17 protein-coding genes are annotated in these 18,279 nt (G+C 31.5%); 16 read left to right on the forward strand and 1 reads right to left on the reverse strand.

Annotation, left to right across the window (positions count from 1 at the left end; translation table 11 throughout):
• Positions 1-57 precede the first annotated feature (57 nt).
• Together Q0050_RS03460 and Q0050_RS03465 are read left to right on the forward strand one after the other, a co-directional pair.
• Positions 58-1,635 (forward strand): DHA2 family efflux MFS transporter permease subunit, encoded by a 1,578-nt coding sequence (locus tag Q0050_RS03460; RefSeq protein WP_298392614.1) that lies wholly within the window; start codon positions 58-60, stop codon positions 1,633-1,635.
• A 164-nt stretch (positions 1,636-1,799) separates the two neighbouring features.
• Entirely contained in the window at positions 1,800-2,147 is a 348-nt protein-coding gene (locus tag Q0050_RS03465; RefSeq protein WP_298392615.1) for a hypothetical protein, read from the forward strand.
• Here the strand turns inward: Q0050_RS03465 and yaaA are convergent, their stop codons facing one another.
• A complete protein-coding gene (gene yaaA / locus Q0050_RS03470; RefSeq protein WP_298392616.1) occupies positions 2,148-2,909 on the reverse strand; it encodes a peroxide stress protein YaaA in 762 nt (253 codons plus the stop codon).
• A gap of 155 nt (positions 2,910-3,064) precedes the next feature.
• Here yaaA and Q0050_RS03475 point away from each other — a divergent pair, with 155 nt between their 5' ends.
• From Q0050_RS03475 to Q0050_RS03540, 14 genes are all read left to right on the forward strand, one after another.
• Positions 3,065-3,820, forward strand: coding sequence for a DUF2695 domain-containing protein (locus Q0050_RS03475; RefSeq protein ID WP_298392617.1), 756 nt, complete (start codon positions 3,065-3,067; stop codon positions 3,818-3,820).
• Positions 3,820-4,209 carry a VOC family protein gene (locus Q0050_RS03480; RefSeq protein WP_298392618.1) on the forward strand — a complete coding sequence of 130 codons (390 nt, stop codon included), beginning with the start codon at positions 3,820-3,822 and terminating at the stop codon, positions 4,207-4,209. The genes Q0050_RS03475 and Q0050_RS03480 overlap by 1 nt, the downstream gene beginning before the upstream one ends.
• Before the next feature lie 33 nt (positions 4,210-4,242).
• The gene (locus Q0050_RS03485) at positions 4,243-5,196 is read left to right on the forward strand and encodes a lipid A deacylase LpxR family protein (protein WP_298392619.1); all 954 of its coding nucleotides are present in this window, start codon (positions 4,243-4,245) and stop codon (positions 5,194-5,196) included.
• A 101-nt stretch (positions 5,197-5,297) separates the two neighbouring features.
• Positions 5,298-5,843: a hypothetical protein gene (locus Q0050_RS03490; protein WP_298392620.1), complete on the forward strand. Its 546-nt coding sequence runs from the start codon at positions 5,298-5,300 to the stop codon at positions 5,841-5,843.
• Positions 5,844-5,903: 60 nt separating this feature from the next.
• Positions 5,904-6,962, forward strand: a complete 1,059-nt coding sequence (locus Q0050_RS03495; RefSeq protein ID WP_298392621.1) for a nucleoid-associated protein — start codon at positions 5,904-5,906, stop codon at positions 6,960-6,962.
• A gap of 570 nt (positions 6,963-7,532) precedes the next feature.
• The gene (locus Q0050_RS03500) at positions 7,533-8,942 is read left to right on the forward strand and encodes a hypothetical protein (RefSeq protein WP_298392622.1); all 1,410 of its coding nucleotides are present in this window, start codon (positions 7,533-7,535) and stop codon (positions 8,940-8,942) included.
• 75 nt (positions 8,943-9,017) lie between these two features.
• A complete protein-coding gene (locus tag Q0050_RS03505; protein ID WP_298392623.1) occupies positions 9,018-10,775 on the forward strand; it encodes a WG repeat-containing protein in 1,758 nt (585 codons plus the stop codon).
• A gap of 159 nt (positions 10,776-10,934) precedes the next feature.
• Entirely contained in the window at positions 10,935-11,378 is a 444-nt protein-coding gene (locus tag Q0050_RS03510) for a hypothetical protein (protein WP_298392624.1), read from the forward strand.
• Positions 11,329-12,510: a hypothetical protein gene (locus Q0050_RS03515; protein ID WP_298392625.1), complete on the forward strand. Its 1,182-nt coding sequence runs from the start codon at positions 11,329-11,331 to the stop codon at positions 12,508-12,510. Before Q0050_RS03510 ends, Q0050_RS03515 begins: the two co-directional genes overlap by 50 nt.
• Before the next feature lie 2 nt (positions 12,511-12,512).
• A complete protein-coding gene (locus tag Q0050_RS03520) occupies positions 12,513-13,103 on the forward strand; it encodes a DUF6705 family protein (protein ID WP_367277150.1) in 591 nt (196 codons plus the stop codon).
• A 90-nt stretch (positions 13,104-13,193) separates the two neighbouring features.
• Positions 13,194-14,537, forward strand: coding sequence for a DEAD/DEAH box helicase (locus Q0050_RS03525; RefSeq protein WP_298392670.1), 1,344 nt, complete (start codon positions 13,194-13,196; stop codon positions 14,535-14,537).
• A gap of 146 nt (positions 14,538-14,683) precedes the next feature.
• Positions 14,684-16,612: a BatA domain-containing protein gene (locus Q0050_RS03530; RefSeq protein ID WP_298392627.1), complete on the forward strand. Its 1,929-nt coding sequence runs from the start codon at positions 14,684-14,686 to the stop codon at positions 16,610-16,612.
• A gap of 81 nt (positions 16,613-16,693) precedes the next feature.
• A complete protein-coding gene (locus tag Q0050_RS03535; protein WP_298392628.1) occupies positions 16,694-17,947 on the forward strand; it encodes a dihydroorotase family protein in 1,254 nt (417 codons plus the stop codon).
• Positions 17,947-18,273, forward strand: coding sequence for a hypothetical protein (locus tag Q0050_RS03540; protein ID WP_298392629.1), 327 nt, complete (start codon positions 17,947-17,949; stop codon positions 18,271-18,273). The genes Q0050_RS03535 and Q0050_RS03540 overlap by 1 nt, the downstream gene beginning before the upstream one ends.
• Positions 18,274-18,279: the final 6 nt, after the last annotated feature.

Here is an 18,279-nt window from a genome sequence, read left to right on the forward strand (position 1 = left end):
TAAATATCTAGATAAAAAGAATATCTAAAATCTAACATCTAATATCTAATATCAAAAATGGTACAAGCAGACGATTTAGTAGAATACGGCTTTAGGAGAGTTATAATTACCATAACGGCAGTTATGTGTGCTTTACTGGAAATTGTTGATACAACGATCGTAAATGTTGCATTAACCAATATGAGAGGTAGTCTTGGCGCCACACTTACAGATGTCGCTTGGGTAATAACCGCTTACGCTATTGCTAATGTAATCGTGATTCCGATGACGAGTTGGCTGTCGCAGCAATTTGGTCGCCGCAATTATTTTGCCGTTTCTATCATAATCTTTACGGTTTCCTCGTTTCTATGCGGAAATGCAACAAATATCTGGGAATTAGTAGCCTTTCGATTTATTCAAGGACTTGGTGGTGGTGCCTTATTGGTTACGGCACAAACTATAATTACAGAAAGTTATCCTGTTGCAAAACGCGGAATGGCGCAAGCAATTTATGGAATGGGTGTAATTGTTGGTCCAACTTTAGGTCCGCCATTAGGTGGTTATATTGTGGATAATGCTTCGTGGCCCTTCATTTTTTATATCAATATTCCTATCGGTATTATTGCAACAATTTTGACTTTAACCTTTGTAAGAAGTCCAAAATATGGAGAAAAACTCAAAGCTAATCAAGTAGATTGGTTGGGGATTTTATTCTTGATTTGTTTTATTGGTTCGTTACAATTCGTATTAGAACACGGTCAACAAGACGATTGGTTCAACAATAACTTGATTATTGGTTTAAGCGTACTTTCAGTTTTTGGATTGTTAGCGTTCATTTGGAGAGAAATGACTTATGAACATCCAATCGTAAATTTAAGCGTGTTAAAAGATGGAAACTTAAGAATCGGAATTTTAATGTCGTTCATTATGGGTTTCGGTTTGTATGGTTCAACGCTTATCATTCCTATTTACACACAATCTATTTTAGGATGGACAGCAACTGATGCCGGATTACTACTAATTCCGGGTTCTATCACAACCGCAATTATGATGCCTTTTATCGGAAAAATGATTCAAAAAGGAATTCCGCAAGGATATATGGTTGCTGGTGGATTTTTAATCTTTTTCTTATTCACCTTTTGGATGCGCAATGTAATGACGCCCGACACTGGTGTAGAACATTTTTATTGGCCTTTAATTTTGAGAGGAATTGGTTTAGGATTGCTATTTGTACCTATAACTACGCTATCACTTTCAACTCTTAAAGGAAAAAATATTGGCGAAGGCGCAGCTTTCACAGGAATGATGCGTCAATTAGGTGGCTCTTTTGGAATTGCAATTATTACCACATTCATAACTCGATTAACTCAAAAACACCGTGTCGATTTAATACCTCATCTTGACGGAAGCAGAATAGAAATACAACAACGAATTATTGCACTTCAAAAAGGATTTATATCCAAAGGATTTAGTCCGAATGAAGCTTTAAATAAAGCCAATCAAGTTATTGAATATTCAGTTTTAAAACAAAGTACCGTTTTGTCTTATATGGATATATTTATGTATTTAGGGTTACTATTTCTATTTTGTATTCCGATAATTCTTTTGATTAAAAAAGGTAAAACTAAAATAAACCCAGCCGATGCGATGCATTAAATAGGTTGATTAGATCTTGACTAAAACTCTCGAATGATGTTCTGGAGTTTTTTTTTAGCTTAAAATCAAAACAAGAACTTATTAACAATTTTGCAATTGAATTAAATAATTATTTATATTTGATTGATTATGAATTAGATATTAAACTTAAAATTAATTCAATTATGGGACTTTTTGGCACTTCCGACAAAAAAATCATTGCAGAACTTTGTAAAAAAAGTGAAGATATTAGTAAGGATATTACTAATGAAATTGATGAGTTACTCAACGAGTTAAAATCTGATTATTATGAAAACAACAAAGTTGTAAATGAATTCAACGATTTTGCCAAGGAATTACAATCCAAACTTTCACCAGAAGATGCTTCTAAATTACTAGAATTCACCTCTCGCCTATCTAAAGTAAAACGTTGTGCAAAAAAAGGTGTTGAAGCAATGAGAGAATTGTCTCGCGATCAACGCAAAGCAACACGTGAAACTTTGCGTGAATATCAAGAGTATTTATATGTATAATTATCGAGTGAAAACCAGTTTATTGCCGCTACTTAAATTAGAATCAAAAGCATAACCTTCATAATTAAAACCTTTTAAATCTTCAATAGTTTCCGCATTAGTGTCGATAATGTAACGTACCATCATTCCGCGTGCTTTTTTGGCAAAAAAACTAATTATTTTAAGTTTACCATCTTTATAATCTTTGAATTCTGGCGTTATCACTGGAACTTTTAACTTCTTGACATCAACTGCATCAAAATATTCGTTACTGGCAAGATTCACAAATAATTCATCCTTTTCTAATTGGGAATTCAATTCTTTTGTGATAGTCGTTCTCCAAAACTCATATAGATTTTTATTGGTTCCAACAGCTAATTTTGTTCCCATTTCTAGACGATAAGGTTGCATTAAATCTAATGGTTTTAACAATCCGTACAATCCTGATAAGATTCTAAGCTTGTCTTGCAAAATTGCAATTTTATCTTCTGATAAGGAATACGCATCTAAACCTATATAAACATCGCCACTAAAAGCATAAATGGCTTGTCGCCCATTTTCAGCTGAAATTTCAGCCACATTTCGTTCTTGATTTCTAGTCCAATTCAATTCTGCCAACTTATCTGAAATCGTCATTAATTCCATCAATTCATTCGGCTTTTTCTTTTTCAAAACTTTCTCAATCGATAACGATTCTTTCACAAAAGGATAGTTAGTGTGCAATTGCGTCGGCAACTGACTTTCAAAGTCTAATGATTTGGCTGGTGAAATAACTATTTTCATATTACGTTTTTATACTGTTCCGAGGGCATTTTCCCTACAAATTGAATTCGGTCAAAAATACAAATTCCTAATTGAAATTAATTACGTTAAAATGATTAGTTTCGATTTAACTATCAACAGAATTTATTATTTTTACCTTCAGATAAGAGTAGCATATGGACAAAAAGAAATCATCAAATTTTCTTAATGAACTAGAAGACAAAGAACTACAAGAATTCAGAGCCAATCTGCCATTTGACGAAAAGTACTTCCCTAAATTATTCGATTTTATCGACCAAAAACTCTCTAATTCTAATTGTACAAACAATTATAAATTTGCAGAAATATTTTGTAAAAAAAACAAACTCGATTTTGAAAATCTTCTTAAATGGCTCCAAGATGAAGACCATCCCTATCATTGCGACTGTGAAATTTTAAATTTAGAAGACGCTTTTCAATATTTAACACCAAACAAAAAAATTGTAATTAAAAAAAAGGACTGGTCTACTAGAAAATTATCAAGTTTAAAAACCGATTTCGGATTTGAAATTACGAAAGTAGAAAGTCCTTGGGTTTTAAAAGAAATTACAAAAAAGAATGAGGTCAGTTATGTTTTTCAAATCGGAAATAAAGAAGGCTATATTGGTTCTTTTATAAATTCAAGTGAAATAGATGATTTTTATAACGATTCGTTTATTAAAGAAGATTTCATCACTACAACCGAAATAGAAAATGATTTAGATTTTACTGTAACAAGAGATATTTATAAAAATTTTGAGTTTTTAAGTATCAAAACCATTCGTTGGGCGCCAATTTTACTTTATTTTAAACCTTTAAAAAGCAACAATTATATTTTGAAATTGCAAACAGAACTAGCGAGACAAAAAAACGACATTAAAGAATTTTATAAAATTTTAGACCATATAATTTAATGCTACACCTCAACAAAGTACACCATATTGCTCTAATTTGCAGCAACTACGAAATATCTAAACATTTTTATACTCAAATTTTGGGTTTGCAAATCATTCAAGAAGTTTATCGTTCCGATCGTGAATCATTTAAATTAGATTTAGCGATAAACGATACTTATTGCATCGAATTGTTTTCTTTTCCTAATCCACCAAAAAGACCATCAAGACCTGAAGCAACTGGTTTAAGACACTTAGCATTTGAAGTAAATGACATTCAAAAAACAAGAGATTATATCGTTTCAAATAATCTTTTTGCAGAAGAAATTCGAATCGATGAATATACCGACAAGCGTTTTTTCTTCATCAATGATCCAGATGATTTGCCTATAGAATTTTATGAACGCTAAAACTTAAGCAACAAGGTTTTCGTATTTGATTGTATGAAAACTACTAAGACGATATTAATTTTATTGCTATTTCCGATTTTACTTTTTGCTCAAAAAATAGAAAATACGGCTTCATTTCGGGATATTAAAACAGATAATTACTTTCGCTTTAATTACGACAATGACTATTTCACGGGAGTTGACCAAAACTATACACAAGGCTACAACTTTGAATTGGTAGCACCGATTTTCGAAAAAAACCCGATTAACAAGTTGTTTTTTAAACCCAAAAATAGCGAGTTCAATTATGGATTATCCTTAGAACACATTGGTTTTACGCCCAATAATATTAAAAGCACCCAAATCCAATATGATGATAGACCATTTGCGGCAGCAATAATGCTTAAAAGTTTTGTAATTGCAACAGATACAATTCAAAAATCAAGATTTGTTTCCTCTCTTAATTTAGGGATAATTGGTCCCGGAGCTTTTGGAAAAGAAATGCAAGTTGCGATTCACGAAGCAACCGGAAACACTATTCCTGGAGGATGGCAAAATCAAATAAAAAATGATGTTGTGCTGAATTATGAACTAAATTATGAAAAACAAATACTTCGCTATTCCAATATATTTTCTTTAAACGCAAGCAGCAATGTTAGAATTGGAACCTTATATACCAATGCATCGATTGGCTTAAATACTACTATAGGTTTAATTAACAATCCGTTTTCGAGTTCAAAAGCAAAACGAAAATTTGAATTGTATTTTTTCTCACAAGTTTTGGCCTCAGCAATAGGATATGATGCCACGCTTCAAGGTGGTTTATTCAATACCAAAAGTCCGTATACAATTAATTCTATCGAACGATTTACAGCTCAAAATCATTACGGAATAATAATGCAAACCAAACGATTGTATTTTGAATACTTTCAAACACTACAAACAAGAGAGTATGAAATTGGTAAATCGTATAAATGGGGTGGAATAAAAATTGGTTTCCGATTGTAAACTCAATCTCACTACTTTAAAATCTTATCAACAATTCGCATTTCGTAATCTGTTTTTCTAATTTATATTTTACCTTTGAACCCTCAAATAAAATTAGAATTATGGTTTATAAATTTAGAGTAATTCTCGACGCTGAAGAAGATATTTTTAGAGATATTGCTATTCTTCAAGACGATACTTTAGAAGATTTACACAACGCAATCGTAAACGCATTTGGCTTTGACGGTTTAGAAGTAGCTTCGTTTTACACTTGTGATGACACTTGGAATCAAGAAGAAGAAATTCCAATGTTTGACTCGGGTGATATTCCTGGTGAAAACAAAATAATGAGCGATTATCAATTATCTGATATTTTAGATACTGAAAATACTAAAATTATTTATGTCTATGATTTCATCAATATGTGGACATTTTTAGTAGAATTAGCTGCAGTAGAAGAAACACAAGAAATAGGAATTGTGTATCCGAACTTGTTGTTTTCTCACGGTGAAATGCCTGCCGAAGCGATGGAAAAACATTTTCAAGCCGATTTTGAAGAGGAAGAAAGCTACAACGAATTTGACGATGATTTAGACGAAGACGACTTAGATGCTTTTGGTAGCGATGATAGCTTTGAAGATTACGGATTCGAGGAGAATTGGAATTAGGCTTGAAGAAAATAGAGAAAAGAAAATAGAAAATAGACTTCCTAAAATTACATAAAATAAATGATCAATCTTTTTAATACCCATATAGAATCTTTATCCATCCATAGAGTTGGAAATAAAAGCCGTAACGAAGCCATTTTTTTATCTGAAAACCAATATGGTTTAAATGACGAAATCGTGCCTTTATTGAAAGAATATTTCTTTAAGTCTTTTCGTGAAAAAGAAGAAAACTACTTTCAATTTGCACACGAAGTTGATTTGGAATACAATGATATGTTCAATCTAGCAACAGAGATTTTTACAAATCCAAGTTCAGTGCACGAGGTTTCTAAAAAAATTACAAAGCACCTTTTTGAACAATCTAATCATCCGCATATTAAAAACGGTGAAGTTTATGTAACTTATCTAACCAATGTTTCTATCGACAACAATGTAGTTGATGCCATTGGTGTTTTTAAAAGCGAATTACGTACTGATTTCCTTCAATTTGAAGAAAAAGACAGCAATTTAGAGATGATTCTGCAAGAAGGAATTAACCTTAATAAACTAGATAAAGGTTGCCTAATTTTTAATCACAAAAAAGAAGAAGGATATAAAATTTTAACCATTGACAGCAACCGATATGATGCGCGTTATTGGTTAGAACATTTCTTAGCAGTAGATGCTTTTCAAGACGAAAACTTTATGACTAAAAAATATTTAAAATTTTGTCAAGAGTTTGCTAAAGAAGTGGTTTTCCCGGCTGAAGATAAAAAGCAAGAAGTAATGTTTATGAACCGTGCTGTAAATCACTTTGCCAAAAACGATAATTTTGAAGAAACAGCTTTCTTGAATGAAGTGATGGACAATCCTGATTTGATTCCTGAATTTAAAAACTACAAAGCCGATCGAGGCGAAAAATATAGTATTGAAGATGTAACCTCGTTTCCTATTGCGAACGCTGCCGTATCGGACGCACGAAAATCAATTAAAAACGTAATCAATCTTGATACTAATATTCAAATCAAATTAGACTTTATAAATCCAGAAAGTGCAGAAAAGTTTGTTGAAAAAGGTTGGGATGAAGAAAAACAAATGTATTATTACTTAGTTTATTTCAATAAAGAACAAAAGAGCTAGTGATTAGTGTTCAGTGTTCAGTGTTCAGTGTTCAGTGAAAAATAAATTATTCCTCAATTGATTAAACAATTGGGGATTTTTTTATACTAAATTGTTAAAGATTTAGTTTGTTATTTAAATTTCGGTATCTTTCGTTAATTACCCATTATATGCGCTACTTTTTTTATTTAGTATTATTATTTTTTAGTTGTCAAATTATGACGGCTCAAAAAACAGTGCCTACTAAATCGGATAGTGTTTATAAAAAAATTGATGACTTTTCTAAGGATAAAAAGTTCTTCAAATTAATGCATAAATTAATGTTTAGGTCTAAAAAAACCGGTAGCTACTAAAATCCAAAAACAAAAAAGTGCTTCTCCAATTCAAAAGTCATTTGAAAAATACAATTGCCGAATTATTCGAAATATTTCTATTGAAACTTTAGATCCTTTTGGTTATTCTGCTGAAAACGATAAAGAACTTCCGGATAAAAAACTGGAACGATTTGGAAATTCGTTGCACATTAAAACAAAAAAATGGACCATCCTAAACCTGTTGCTTTTTAAAAAAAATCAAGAACTAGATTCCTTATTGATAAAAGAATCCGAACGTTTAATTCGAAGCCAACGCTATGTTAGAAGTGTTGTAATTAAACCTGTACCGATAGAAAACAATAAAGATTCAGTTGATATTTCTATCAGAGTTCTTGATACTTGGAGTTTAATTCCAACTGGTGCTTTTTCGAGTTCGAAAGCCAATTTAGAATTAACAGAACGAAATTTTTTCGGCCTCGGACACGAAGTTAACTTTGATTACATTAGAAGTTTTGCCAATAATACCTTTGCTTATGACTCAAGATATTTTATTAGAAATATTAAAAATTCATTTGTCAACGCAACGGTTTCATCACGAACTGACCTTGAAAATAATACTTTCAAAACAGCTCGTTTGGACCGACCATTTTATTCAACTTTAACGCATTGGGCAGGTGGTTTTTATTATGATTATAGAAATTTCAATGAAATCTTGTCCGATATCAACAATCAAACCTCTACACAAAATTTTAAAATAAAAACTTATGAATTTTGGACCGGTCATTCTACCAAAATTTTTGCTGGAAATTCCGATTTTTCGCGTGCTACCAATCTTATCACATCTATCGGATATACGAATACCACTTTTTTAAAGCAACCCGAACTGCAATATGATCCTATTCGGTTTTCAAATTCTTCAAAATTAGTTTTGGCTACAATTGGTATTTCCAGCCAGCAGTTTTATCAAGACAAGTATCTTTTTAGATTTGGTGTGATTGAAGATATTCCTTACGGAAAAGTATTTTCGTTTACTGGCGGTTTTGAAAACAAAAAAAACGTAAACAGAGCCTATTTTGGTGGAAGATTTTCTTATGGTGACTACTTAGATTTTGGCTATATAAGTGCTAATATAGAATATGGTTCCTTCTTTAATAACGGCAAAACAGAGCAAACCACAATCAAAATTGAAACCAATTACTTTACCAACTTATTTTCAATTGGAAATTGGAAATTTAGACAATTTGTAAAACCAGTTTTAGTCCTCGGAAACAATCGTTTGAATACAACCAAAGACCGTTTGAACTTAATCGACGTCAACGGAATTCCTGGTTTTAACAGTTCACCACTTGTTGGAACGCGAAAATTTCTAACTACATTTCAAACACAATCCTACAACCCAAAAAATTGGTATGGCTTTAATTTGAGTCCGTTTATGAATTTTACTTTAGGTTTTCTTGACAACGGAAATAATAAATTCTTCAATAACAAAATGTATTCTCAAATAGGTTTGGGCGTACTAATCAACAATAACTATTTGGTTTTCAATAGTTTTCAATTCTCATTTTCTTATTATCCGTCGCTTCCAATTGATGGTAGTAACATCATTAAAACCAATACGTTTCAAAACTCCGATATTAACCTCAATAATTTTCAAATCGGACAACCTTATGTTGTTCCGTATCAATAAACACATTAATTTCTTGTTAAATGGAATTGATTTAAGGAACATTATTCATAATTTCACAAGGTTAAATGTTTGTCAATGCATCTAAAAACGTACCTATTTACATTTTTATCGCTTCTAATTTTTTATAATTCAAATGGTCAAATTAGAATAGCCTCTTTTGAATTTGATAAAGAAAAAAAAGGACCTACAATTGTCTACTATAATTTTTATAATGACATTCAAATGATTGAAATCGAATATAATAATTATGAAAAAGCACGAGTTGACCACGAAGATGCCATCAAACCAATAAGCAGTATCAGACCAAGAAATTACGGACATAATGCTATTATTTTTAGAACTAAAAATGGTGAACTTTTACACCAATACAATTTAAAAGGAAACGCATTTAAACCAACCGACTTTCTTCCTGCTGAAAAATGCATTACAGTAACACATTCCTCAAGATTGAATTCAAAATATGTTGCCAAAACCAATTATCCTTCTTACGGAAAATATAATTTTTTTGTAACAGAAAACAACAAAGCCGGCTTGATTGACACTTTAGGAACTCCAATTTTAGAGGTAGTTTATGATGGCCTTCTTAGTTATAATCACAATTTTAATCTTAATTCTTTTGTGATGTTTGATACTAGAAACGATCAAGAACAAGAAAAATGTTTTTATACGATGAAAAGTAACGGAAAATGGGGATTTAAAAGTGATAAAATTACCATCGAACCAAAATATGATGATTTGATTCCGATAAAACAGAATGTTTTAAAGATTAAAAAAAATAATAAATATGGTTTGATTAACGAAAAAGAAGAAAGCTTAATCGAACCAATTTACACCGATTTAATTTATAAGAATGATTTTTATCTTTATACCACAGAAGGCATCGAAAATATTGATAAATACGCAACACTTTACGGAATTATTGATTTCAATTTCAAAATAAAAACACAACCTATTTATAATAATATTGACGATATTATTGAAAATTATTATCCGTCAGGAAAGTATTGGGCTTGCAAAACTGATGGTTGTGGCGCCATAGACAAAAACGGAAATGAAATTTCGAAGTTTAAATATGGTTCGATGCCTCAAAATCCGTACAATACCTTTTATCGAACAACAGGATATCGAGACAGCAACAAATACTACATTTTGAATTTAGATTTTGAAGAAATCGGTAAAAATTATGATGCAATTTATGATTGGAAAAATCAACTGTTTACTGTCAAAAAAGGATCAAAATTAGGATTAATTGACCTTAATAATAAAGTAGTTTTACCTTGTGAATATGATTCATTCTGGCAAGAATCCAGAAGCGAATTGGGTACACTAATAAAAAACAAAAAATATGGCGTCATTACTAGTAAAGGAGTTGTAGTAATTCCTTGTAAATATGATGATTTATACTTTACAGTTGATAATACCATTGTAGCAACACTCATTGATGCAAATGACAAAACTAACCGAAACAGAAAAGTAGGTTTGTTAAGCGCCAATGGCAACCAAATGACTTCTTTTGTATATGATGAAATTGAAACGATTGATTACGGATTTTATCGTGTTAGAATCGACACAAAATATGGTGTTCTCAACAAAGATGGTAAAGAAATCACGCCGGTAAAATATGATGAAATTTACCGCTACCGAAATGGTTTTTGCATTGCCAAACTTGACTTTGGATACGGCTTTATAGATACTTCTGGAAAAGAAATAACCCATTTCTATTATGAAAAACCAAGCGATTTCAACTACAACGCTGCCAAAAAACTAAGAGCCAAAGCTTATTTAAGAGGAAAAGAAGTTATTATTGATGAGAATGGTAAGGTTATATACTAAAAGATAAAATATATGAAAAACACGTAAAACTACGTATAAATATGAATATTTATACAGCTATTTTTGTTTAATAATTTAAAGATTTATTTTAATAAAACACATTTGACTTCCAACCAAATGTCATTTTTCACACTCTATTAACTTAAAACCATTACTTTTATGAAACAACGATTAAAACAGATTACAAAATTTATAGCGATATGTGCTCTTGTAGTACTCAGTAGCTGCGAAAAAGACCTTTATGAAGAAGGCATTAAACAAAATAGCAATCTTAAAATTGAACAAAAATCATTTCAAGAGTTATTATTAAACAAGAAATTTAGTTCTGCTTATCAAAAAGTAGAAAAAAGTAGAATCTCAAAAAGAGAAGGATTACAAGGTAGGACTGCACTCGAAGATGAGTACAATTTTACAATAGTAGAAAAGTCACCAGTAAAAATTTTAACAAATGATAGTGATGGCTCAACAACTTATGTAATGCTTATTGAAAGACCAATTTCTGAAAATTTAAAATTTGAAAACTTAATTTTAAATGACAAAAATGGTATTTTAGATGGACGTATTATTAAATATACATTATCAAAAGAGCCTCAAAAAAGATGAGAATCATGGTGGTGAAATTTTAGACATTACAAATACTGAAATGACTACTTTAGAAATTGATGGTAGATATGGTATTCCGTGCGTAATGACCTATACAATTATGTGTGGTACTTTAGGAACAACACCGTATAATACTTATACAGGTATTCATATCGCTAATTGGGAATGTTATACTCTTAGTGACAACCTTTATATGGTTACATCTTTAGAATGTTCAGGCGGCGGTAACATTGAAGGAACTGGAACTATTGGTACTGGTACTGGTACAGGTGGTAACTCTAATACTGGTCCAAATGGCGGTAGCGGTGCAGGAACAACTCCATCAATACCAACATCACCAATATCGCCTTTTGGAAGTCATGAAATAATACAAAAAACACCTTGCGAATCTCTAAATAAAATATTACAAACACCATCATCATTACCTGCTGGTACTATATCTATTAAAGATGCGCTCACACAACTAAGCGATAATGCGGATGATGGTCTAGACCATGAAGAAGGTTTTAATTTTGCTTTTAACCCTACAACTGGTCAGGTGTATGCAATACCGGCTTCAACACCGATAAATGATAATAATAAAATAGTGTATAGTAAAAATCAGTTAGTTTTTGGTGGAGCTCATTTTCACCAATTTGGATTAGAGCCGCAATTCTCGCACGATGATTTATATGTACTAAATACGTTTAATACACAATTTAGTAACCCGAACATCGTAAATAATTTACAAGCTCCACTCCCTATGCACCTATTGGTCACTACTGATGGAGACGTATATGCAATTATGGCTGAAGATATGCTGGAGTTTTCTACATTAATTAATGACATATATAATAACGAAGATAAAAGAACAAAATTTAGAGATAAACTTGAATCAAGATATGCAAAGTTCTTTAGAGCTCTAACAAATTCTTATACAGGTGATGCCGAAGATTATCAAGAAACCTTACTAAAATTTATAAATAATGTAAATCCTGCAGCCGGAAATGAAAATGGAAACTTAAGTTTAAAGTTGTATAAGGCTTCAAAAGTTAATGATGTATTGACTGGCGAGTGGAAAGAACTGAAACTACATCAAACAAATGAATTAAATTTTAATAATTTTACCGTAGAAAAAATAAACTGTAACTAGATATGAAAAAAATACTTATCACCTTGACGATACTAATTGCTTTTTCTTGTAAATCGCAGATTATCCCACAGAACAATGCTTATGTAGATATACCTAATAATGCTTACATTAAAGATACTGAAAATTTTCTAGACAATTTTGTTGGTACATGGCACTACCAAAATGGAAATGAACAATTCACTATTACATTAGTAAAAGTGTTGCATCATGATTTTGGTAGTTTTTATAAGGACATCATTATTGGTGAATATAAATATATTGACAATAATGGTAATACTTTGGTAAATACACTTGCTGATATAAATAATCCAAGTTTTCCTGGTCCTTTATACCATAAAATAGCAGGAGCTAGGTCTTTAATTAGATTAGAATATCCTAAATGCCTAGAGTGTAATCTGGACGAATACCGCATAAAGTCTTATTTTACAGATCCCGACAGAAAATATCAAAATCTTGCTATTGTTTTTCGTTCAATAAGTGCAACTCAAATAAAGATAAAACTTTACAGAGAAGGGATGTCTACTACAACCGATCCTAACGCACCTGACGAAATGAGAATTCCTGCTGGAGAGTACTTAATGAATAAAATTTAGATAATGCCAAAAGCCTCAGATTTTCTGAGGCTTTTTATTACTTTTCCTTCCCAAAAAAGAATTCCCTACCTTTGCAAAAAATACTACGCAATGAATACTTTTGAGCAATTTAATCTTCCTAAATCTTTACAAAAAGCAATTGACGAAATGGGGTTGACTACTCCTACTCCAATTCAGGAAAAATCGTTTTCTGTTATTATGTCGGGACGCGATGTAATGGGAATTGCACAAACAGGTACAGGAAAAACCTTAGCCTATTTATTACCGCTTTTAAAACAGTGGAAATTTGTTAATACCGACTCAGCTCGTGTGGTGATTTTAGTTCCTACTCGTGAATTGGTGGTTCAAATTGTAGAAGTTATTGAAAACTTGACCAAATATATGTCGGTGCGAACGCTCGGTATTTATGGTGGTGTAAACATCAACACACAGAAAAAAGCCGTTTACGAAGGAATAGATATTCTAGTAGGAACTCCAGGAAGAACTATGGATTTGGCACTTGATAACGTAATTCGTTTTGATTCACTTCAAAAATTAGTTATCGATGAGTTTGATGAAATCTTGAATTTAGGGTTTCGCTTTCAAGTGACTTCGTTGTTAACGATGATGAAAAACAAACGTCAAAACATTTTATTTTCGGCTACAATGACCGATGAAGTAGATGCAATGCTTGACGAATATTTTGAATTGCCCGAAGAAGTTTCTCTTGCCGCTTCTGGAACGCCACTCGAAAAAATTGAACAATTAGGCTATTACGCTCCAAATTTTTTGACCAAGCTAAATTTATTAAATCATCTTTTAGATACTGACGAAAGTACTTCAAGAGTATTAATTTTTGCTAACAATAAAAAAACAGTTGACTTAATCGCAAACAGTATTGAAGAAAATTATCCAGAGCAATTTGGAGTAATTCACTCCAATAAATCACAGAATTATCGTTTGAACACCATGGCTTCGTTTCAAGCTGGTGAACTTCGCGGAATCATTACTACTGATGTAATGGCTCGTGGTTTGGATATTTCTGATGTTACGCACGTTATTAACTTTGAATTTACCGATATTCCTGAACAATACATTCACAGAATTGGTAGAACAGGTCGTGCTGATAAATCGGGAATCGCCATAAGTTTCATAAGTCCGATTGAGGAAGAAATTCAAATTCAAGCGGAAATTTTGATGGAAAAAGAAATCACATTTTTAGATTTTCCAGAATCAGTGGTTGTTGCAGAACGATTATTAGAATTTGAAAAAGATCGAAAAAAGGTAAAACAACTTTTAAAAAGACCTAAAATTGAAGGTGGCGATGCTTTTCACGAAAAATCTAAGAAAAATCAAAAAGTAAATCTTGGTGGACCAGCAAAAACAAAACCGAGAAAAACCGAACCGAGAAATCGTGGCGTTGAACGTAAAAGAGCTGCAAAGAAGAAGAAATAGTTATAAGTAATCAGTCAAGGTTGACAGCTTTGTGAAATTTTTAAACTTTTATACTTTTAAAGCTTTAAACTTTTTGTTACTTTTGACAACCAAGTTTTAATGAACTCCGCAATATAAAAACGTTGTGAAGTAAACTATAATTAAAAATGCAATTCAAACATCCAGAAATTCTTTATTTCCTTTTTTTATTGGTAATTCCGATCCTGGTGCATCTTTTTCAATTGCGTAAATTCAAAACGGAGTATTTTACGAACGTAAAATTCCTAAAAGAACTTTCGGTTCAAACAAGAAAAAGTTCAAAAATTAAAAAATACTTACTGTTAGCTTCAAGATTGTTGCTGTTAACCTTCTTGATTATCGCTTTTGCACAACCTTTTTTTAAAGCCAAAGACAGTAAAAATGCTACAAATGAATTGTATATTGTTTTAGACAATTCGTTCAGTATGCAAGCTAAAGGTCAAAAAGGAGAATTGCTAAAACGTGCCGTTCAAGATTTACTTGAAAACACTCCGGAAAACGCCAACTTTTCACTGATTACGTGCTCTGATAATTTTTGGAATACCGACATAAAATCGATTCAAAAAGAAGTTCAAAATCTAAAATATAGCGCAACTCCATTTCAACTTGATAATTTGTTAGCCAAAATAAAATCACACAAATCAGCTTTTAATAAAGACATTGTGGTTATTACTGATGGTGTCGGTTTGCAGCCCAATCAAGTAAAAAACATCAAAGACGACGAAAATCTTTACTTCATACTTCCAGAAGCTGAAAAAACCGATAACATAGCTATCGATAGCGTTTACATCAACCAAACGGTGAATAACTTTTATGAAATTGGCGTGAAATTAACTGCGTTTGGCGATGATTTTAAAGATATATCCATTGCGTTGTACAACAAAAATAAATTGACGGCCAAAACTTTAGTCAATTTTGAGTCCAAAATCAAAACCATCAATTTTACTATTCCAAAAGAAGACTTTCACGGTTATGTGACAATAGCTGACAATAGTTTGGAATATGATAACACTTATTTTTTCAGCATTTCAAAACCTGAAAAAAGCAATGTTATCAGTATAGGTGAACCTGAAAAAAGTAACTTTCTTTCAAGAATTTATACTTCAAATGAGTTCAATTATTCGAACTATCCGATTCAATCGTTGGATTATAATTTATTAGACAAACAAGATGCAATTATCTTGAATGAATTAAAAGATATTCCACAAGCGTTGCAAACTACATTAAAATCATTTGTAGAAAAAGGCGGTAATTTAGTTGTGATTCCAAGTGCCGAAAGTTCTATTAGTAATCTGAATACCTTTTTAAATCTTTTTGGCGGAATGCAATTCAAATCACTTGGATCAACCGAAAAAATGGTTACTAAAATTAACTTTAGTCATCCGTTGTTTAGCAGTGTTTTTGAGAAAAAAGTAGATAACTTTCAGTATCCAAATACTAAAACTTCGTTTGAAATTACTAATTCCGCACCAATGGTTTTAGGTTACAGTGACCAATCTTCGTTTTTGAGCGCTATTCAAAATAGTGTGAGTTCGGTTTATGTTTTTGCGGCACCAATTAATAAAGTTAATAGTAATTTTCAAAATTCTCCAATCATTGTTCCTACATTTTATAATATGGGACAAAATGCACAAAAAGCAGGAATAACCGCTTTAATTATTGGAGAAAACAAACCATTTATAGCACAAACAACATTGACCAAAGACGAAATTGTGACTATAAAAAACACGACTGAAAGTTTTATTCCTGTGCAACAAATTCTAAACAATAAAGTAAAGTTGACTTTCAATGAAAATCCGAAAGAAGCTGGGAATTTTTACATATACAATACCAACCAATCTATTGAGAACATAAGTTTTAATTACAATCGAACAGAAAGTAATTTAGAAAACGTCAATACAAGTAGCATCAGTGATTTTAAAGAAATCAGTAATGTTGATGCCCTATTTGATACTTTACAATCCAATCGTGCTGACAATCAACTCTGGAAATGGTTTGTTGTTCTTGCCTTACTATTTATTGCTATAGAAGTTTTAATTCAAAAATTTGTAAAATGAGTTTAAACCATCTGCAGCTAAAGAACAATTAGAATAGTGTTTAAACTTTATTTTTAAAAAGGTTCAAAAAAACAATTTATTATGAAAATCATAATCAAAGAAGCTAAAATTATCGACCCAAAAAGTCCTTTTAACAAGCAAATTGTTGATGTAAAAATCAACGATGGAATCATTGAAAAAATCGGTACTAATTTAACTTCCGATGCTGATTATGAAGAAATAAAACATTCTAATCTTCATTTGTCTCAAGGTTGGTTTGACAGTAGCGTTTCGTTGGGTGAACCAGGATTTGAAGACCGTGAAACAATTGCAAACGGATTAAATGTTGCTGCAAAAAGTGGTTTTACAGCAATAGCATTGCAACCCAATTCTTATCCGGTAATCGATAACCAATCACAAATACAATTTGTAAAACAAAAAGCTGCTACAACTGCAACCGATTTATTTCCGATTGGTGCTTTGACAAAGAATAGCGACGGAACCGATTTGGCAGAATTGTTGGATATGAAAAACTCAGGCGCCATTGCTTTTGGAGATTATAATAAGAATTTATCAAATGCCAATTTACTTAAAATTGCTTTGCAATATGTTCAAGATTTTGACGGATTAGTGATTACTTATTGTCAAGACGAGAAAATAAAAGGAAGTGGTGTCGTAAATGAAGGTATCATCTCAACGCAATTAGGATTAAAGGGAATTCCAAATCTTGCCGAAGAATTAATAGTTGCCAGAAACTTATTTTTATTAGAATATACTGGAGGTAAACTACACATACCGACAATTTCGACAGCAAAATCGGTAGAACTTATTCGCGACGCAAAAACAAGAGGTTTACAGGTTACTTGTAGTGTTGCTGTTCACAATTTAGTTTTAACAGATGCCACTTTAACCGGATTTGATACACGTTTTAAAGTAACGCCGCCATTGCGAACCGATAACGATAGAATTGCTTTAATATCAGGTATTTTAGACAATACAATTGATGTGATTACATCGGACCACAATCCGATTGATATTGAACATAAAAAAATGGAATTTGATTTAGCAAAAAATGGAACTACAGGACTTGAAAGTGCGTTTAGTGCATTATTAACAGTACTTCCGCTAGAAAAAATTGTAGAAAAATTGACAGCATCTAGAAGTCTATTTCAAGTAAATACAGCTGAAATTAATGAACGTTCAAAAGCCAATATAACTTTGTTTACGACCGATTCTGAATGGGTTTTTGCTAAAGAACATAGTTTATCGAAATCTAAAAATACGGCTTTTTTAGGATGCAAAATGAAAGGAAAAGTCTTAGGAATTTACAACAACTCTAAATTAGTTTTAGCATAATGGACAAAAAAACAATCGACGAAGGAAAATCGGCTGCAATTACCAGCTATATTTTAATTGTTGGAGTTTTGATTGCAATATCTATGAACTCTGAAAATAAAAATCCGTTCGCATCATTTCACATTCGACAAGGATTAGGATTAACATTAACTTTTATTACGCTAGGAGTTTCCATAAGTTATTTTGAAAGTATTATGGTAGCCGCACCAATGTGGATTTTCATTTCAGTGCTAACCATTTACGGAATATTTACTGCTGCTAAAGGCGAAACAATAAAATTACCCTTACTTGGTGGTTTGTTTCAAAAATGGTTTAAAAACATTTAATTAAAT

The organism is Flavobacterium sp., from assembly GCF_027483985.1.
Classification (GTDB): domain Bacteria; phylum Bacteroidota; class Bacteroidia; order Flavobacteriales; family Flavobacteriaceae; genus Flavobacterium.

What these genes read in the sequence shown, in the direction of transcription:
- Q0050_RS03490 (WP_298392620.1), top strand. Translation starts at nt 5,298, where the DNA reads ATGGTTTATAAATTTAGAGTAATTCTCGACGCTGAAGAAGATATTTTT.
- Q0050_RS03485 (WP_298392619.1), top strand. Translation starts at nt 4,243, where the DNA reads ATGAAAACTACTAAGACGATATTAATTTTATTGCTATTTCCGATTTTA.
- Q0050_RS03465 (WP_298392615.1), top strand. Translation starts at nt 1,800, where the DNA reads ATGGGACTTTTTGGCACTTCCGACAAAAAAATCATTGCAGAACTTTGT.
- Q0050_RS03530 (WP_298392627.1), top strand. Translation starts at nt 14,684, where the DNA reads ATGCAATTCAAACATCCAGAAATTCTTTATTTCCTTTTTTTATTGGTA.
- Q0050_RS03475 (WP_298392617.1), top strand. Translation starts at nt 3,065, where the DNA reads ATGGACAAAAAGAAATCATCAAATTTTCTTAATGAACTAGAAGACAAA.
- Q0050_RS03460 (WP_298392614.1), top strand. Translation starts at nt 58, where the DNA reads ATGGTACAAGCAGACGATTTAGTAGAATACGGCTTTAGGAGAGTTATA.
- Q0050_RS03540 (WP_298392629.1), top strand. Translation starts at nt 17,947, where the DNA reads ATGGACAAAAAAACAATCGACGAAGGAAAATCGGCTGCAATTACCAGC.
- Q0050_RS03535 (WP_298392628.1), top strand. Translation starts at nt 16,694, where the DNA reads ATGAAAATCATAATCAAAGAAGCTAAAATTATCGACCCAAAAAGTCCT.
- yaaA (WP_298392616.1), bottom strand. Translation starts at nt 2,909, where the DNA reads ATGAAAATAGTTATTTCACCAGCCAAATCATTAGACTTTGAAAGTCAG.
- Q0050_RS03515 (WP_298392625.1), top strand. Translation starts at nt 11,329, where the DNA reads ATGGACGTATTATTAAATATACATTATCAAAAGAGCCTCAAAAAAGAT.
- Q0050_RS03480 (WP_298392618.1), top strand. Translation starts at nt 3,820, where the DNA reads ATGCTACACCTCAACAAAGTACACCATATTGCTCTAATTTGCAGCAAC.
- Q0050_RS03525 (WP_298392670.1), top strand. Translation starts at nt 13,194, where the DNA reads ATGAATACTTTTGAGCAATTTAATCTTCCTAAATCTTTACAAAAAGCA.
- Q0050_RS03505 (WP_298392623.1), top strand. Translation starts at nt 9,018, where the DNA reads ATGCATCTAAAAACGTACCTATTTACATTTTTATCGCTTCTAATTTTT.
- Q0050_RS03495 (WP_298392621.1), top strand. Translation starts at nt 5,904, where the DNA reads ATGATCAATCTTTTTAATACCCATATAGAATCTTTATCCATCCATAGA.
- Q0050_RS03510 (WP_298392624.1), top strand. Translation starts at nt 10,935, where the DNA reads ATGAAACAACGATTAAAACAGATTACAAAATTTATAGCGATATGTGCT.
- Q0050_RS03520 (WP_367277150.1), top strand. Translation starts at nt 12,513, where the DNA reads ATGAAAAAAATACTTATCACCTTGACGATACTAATTGCTTTTTCTTGT.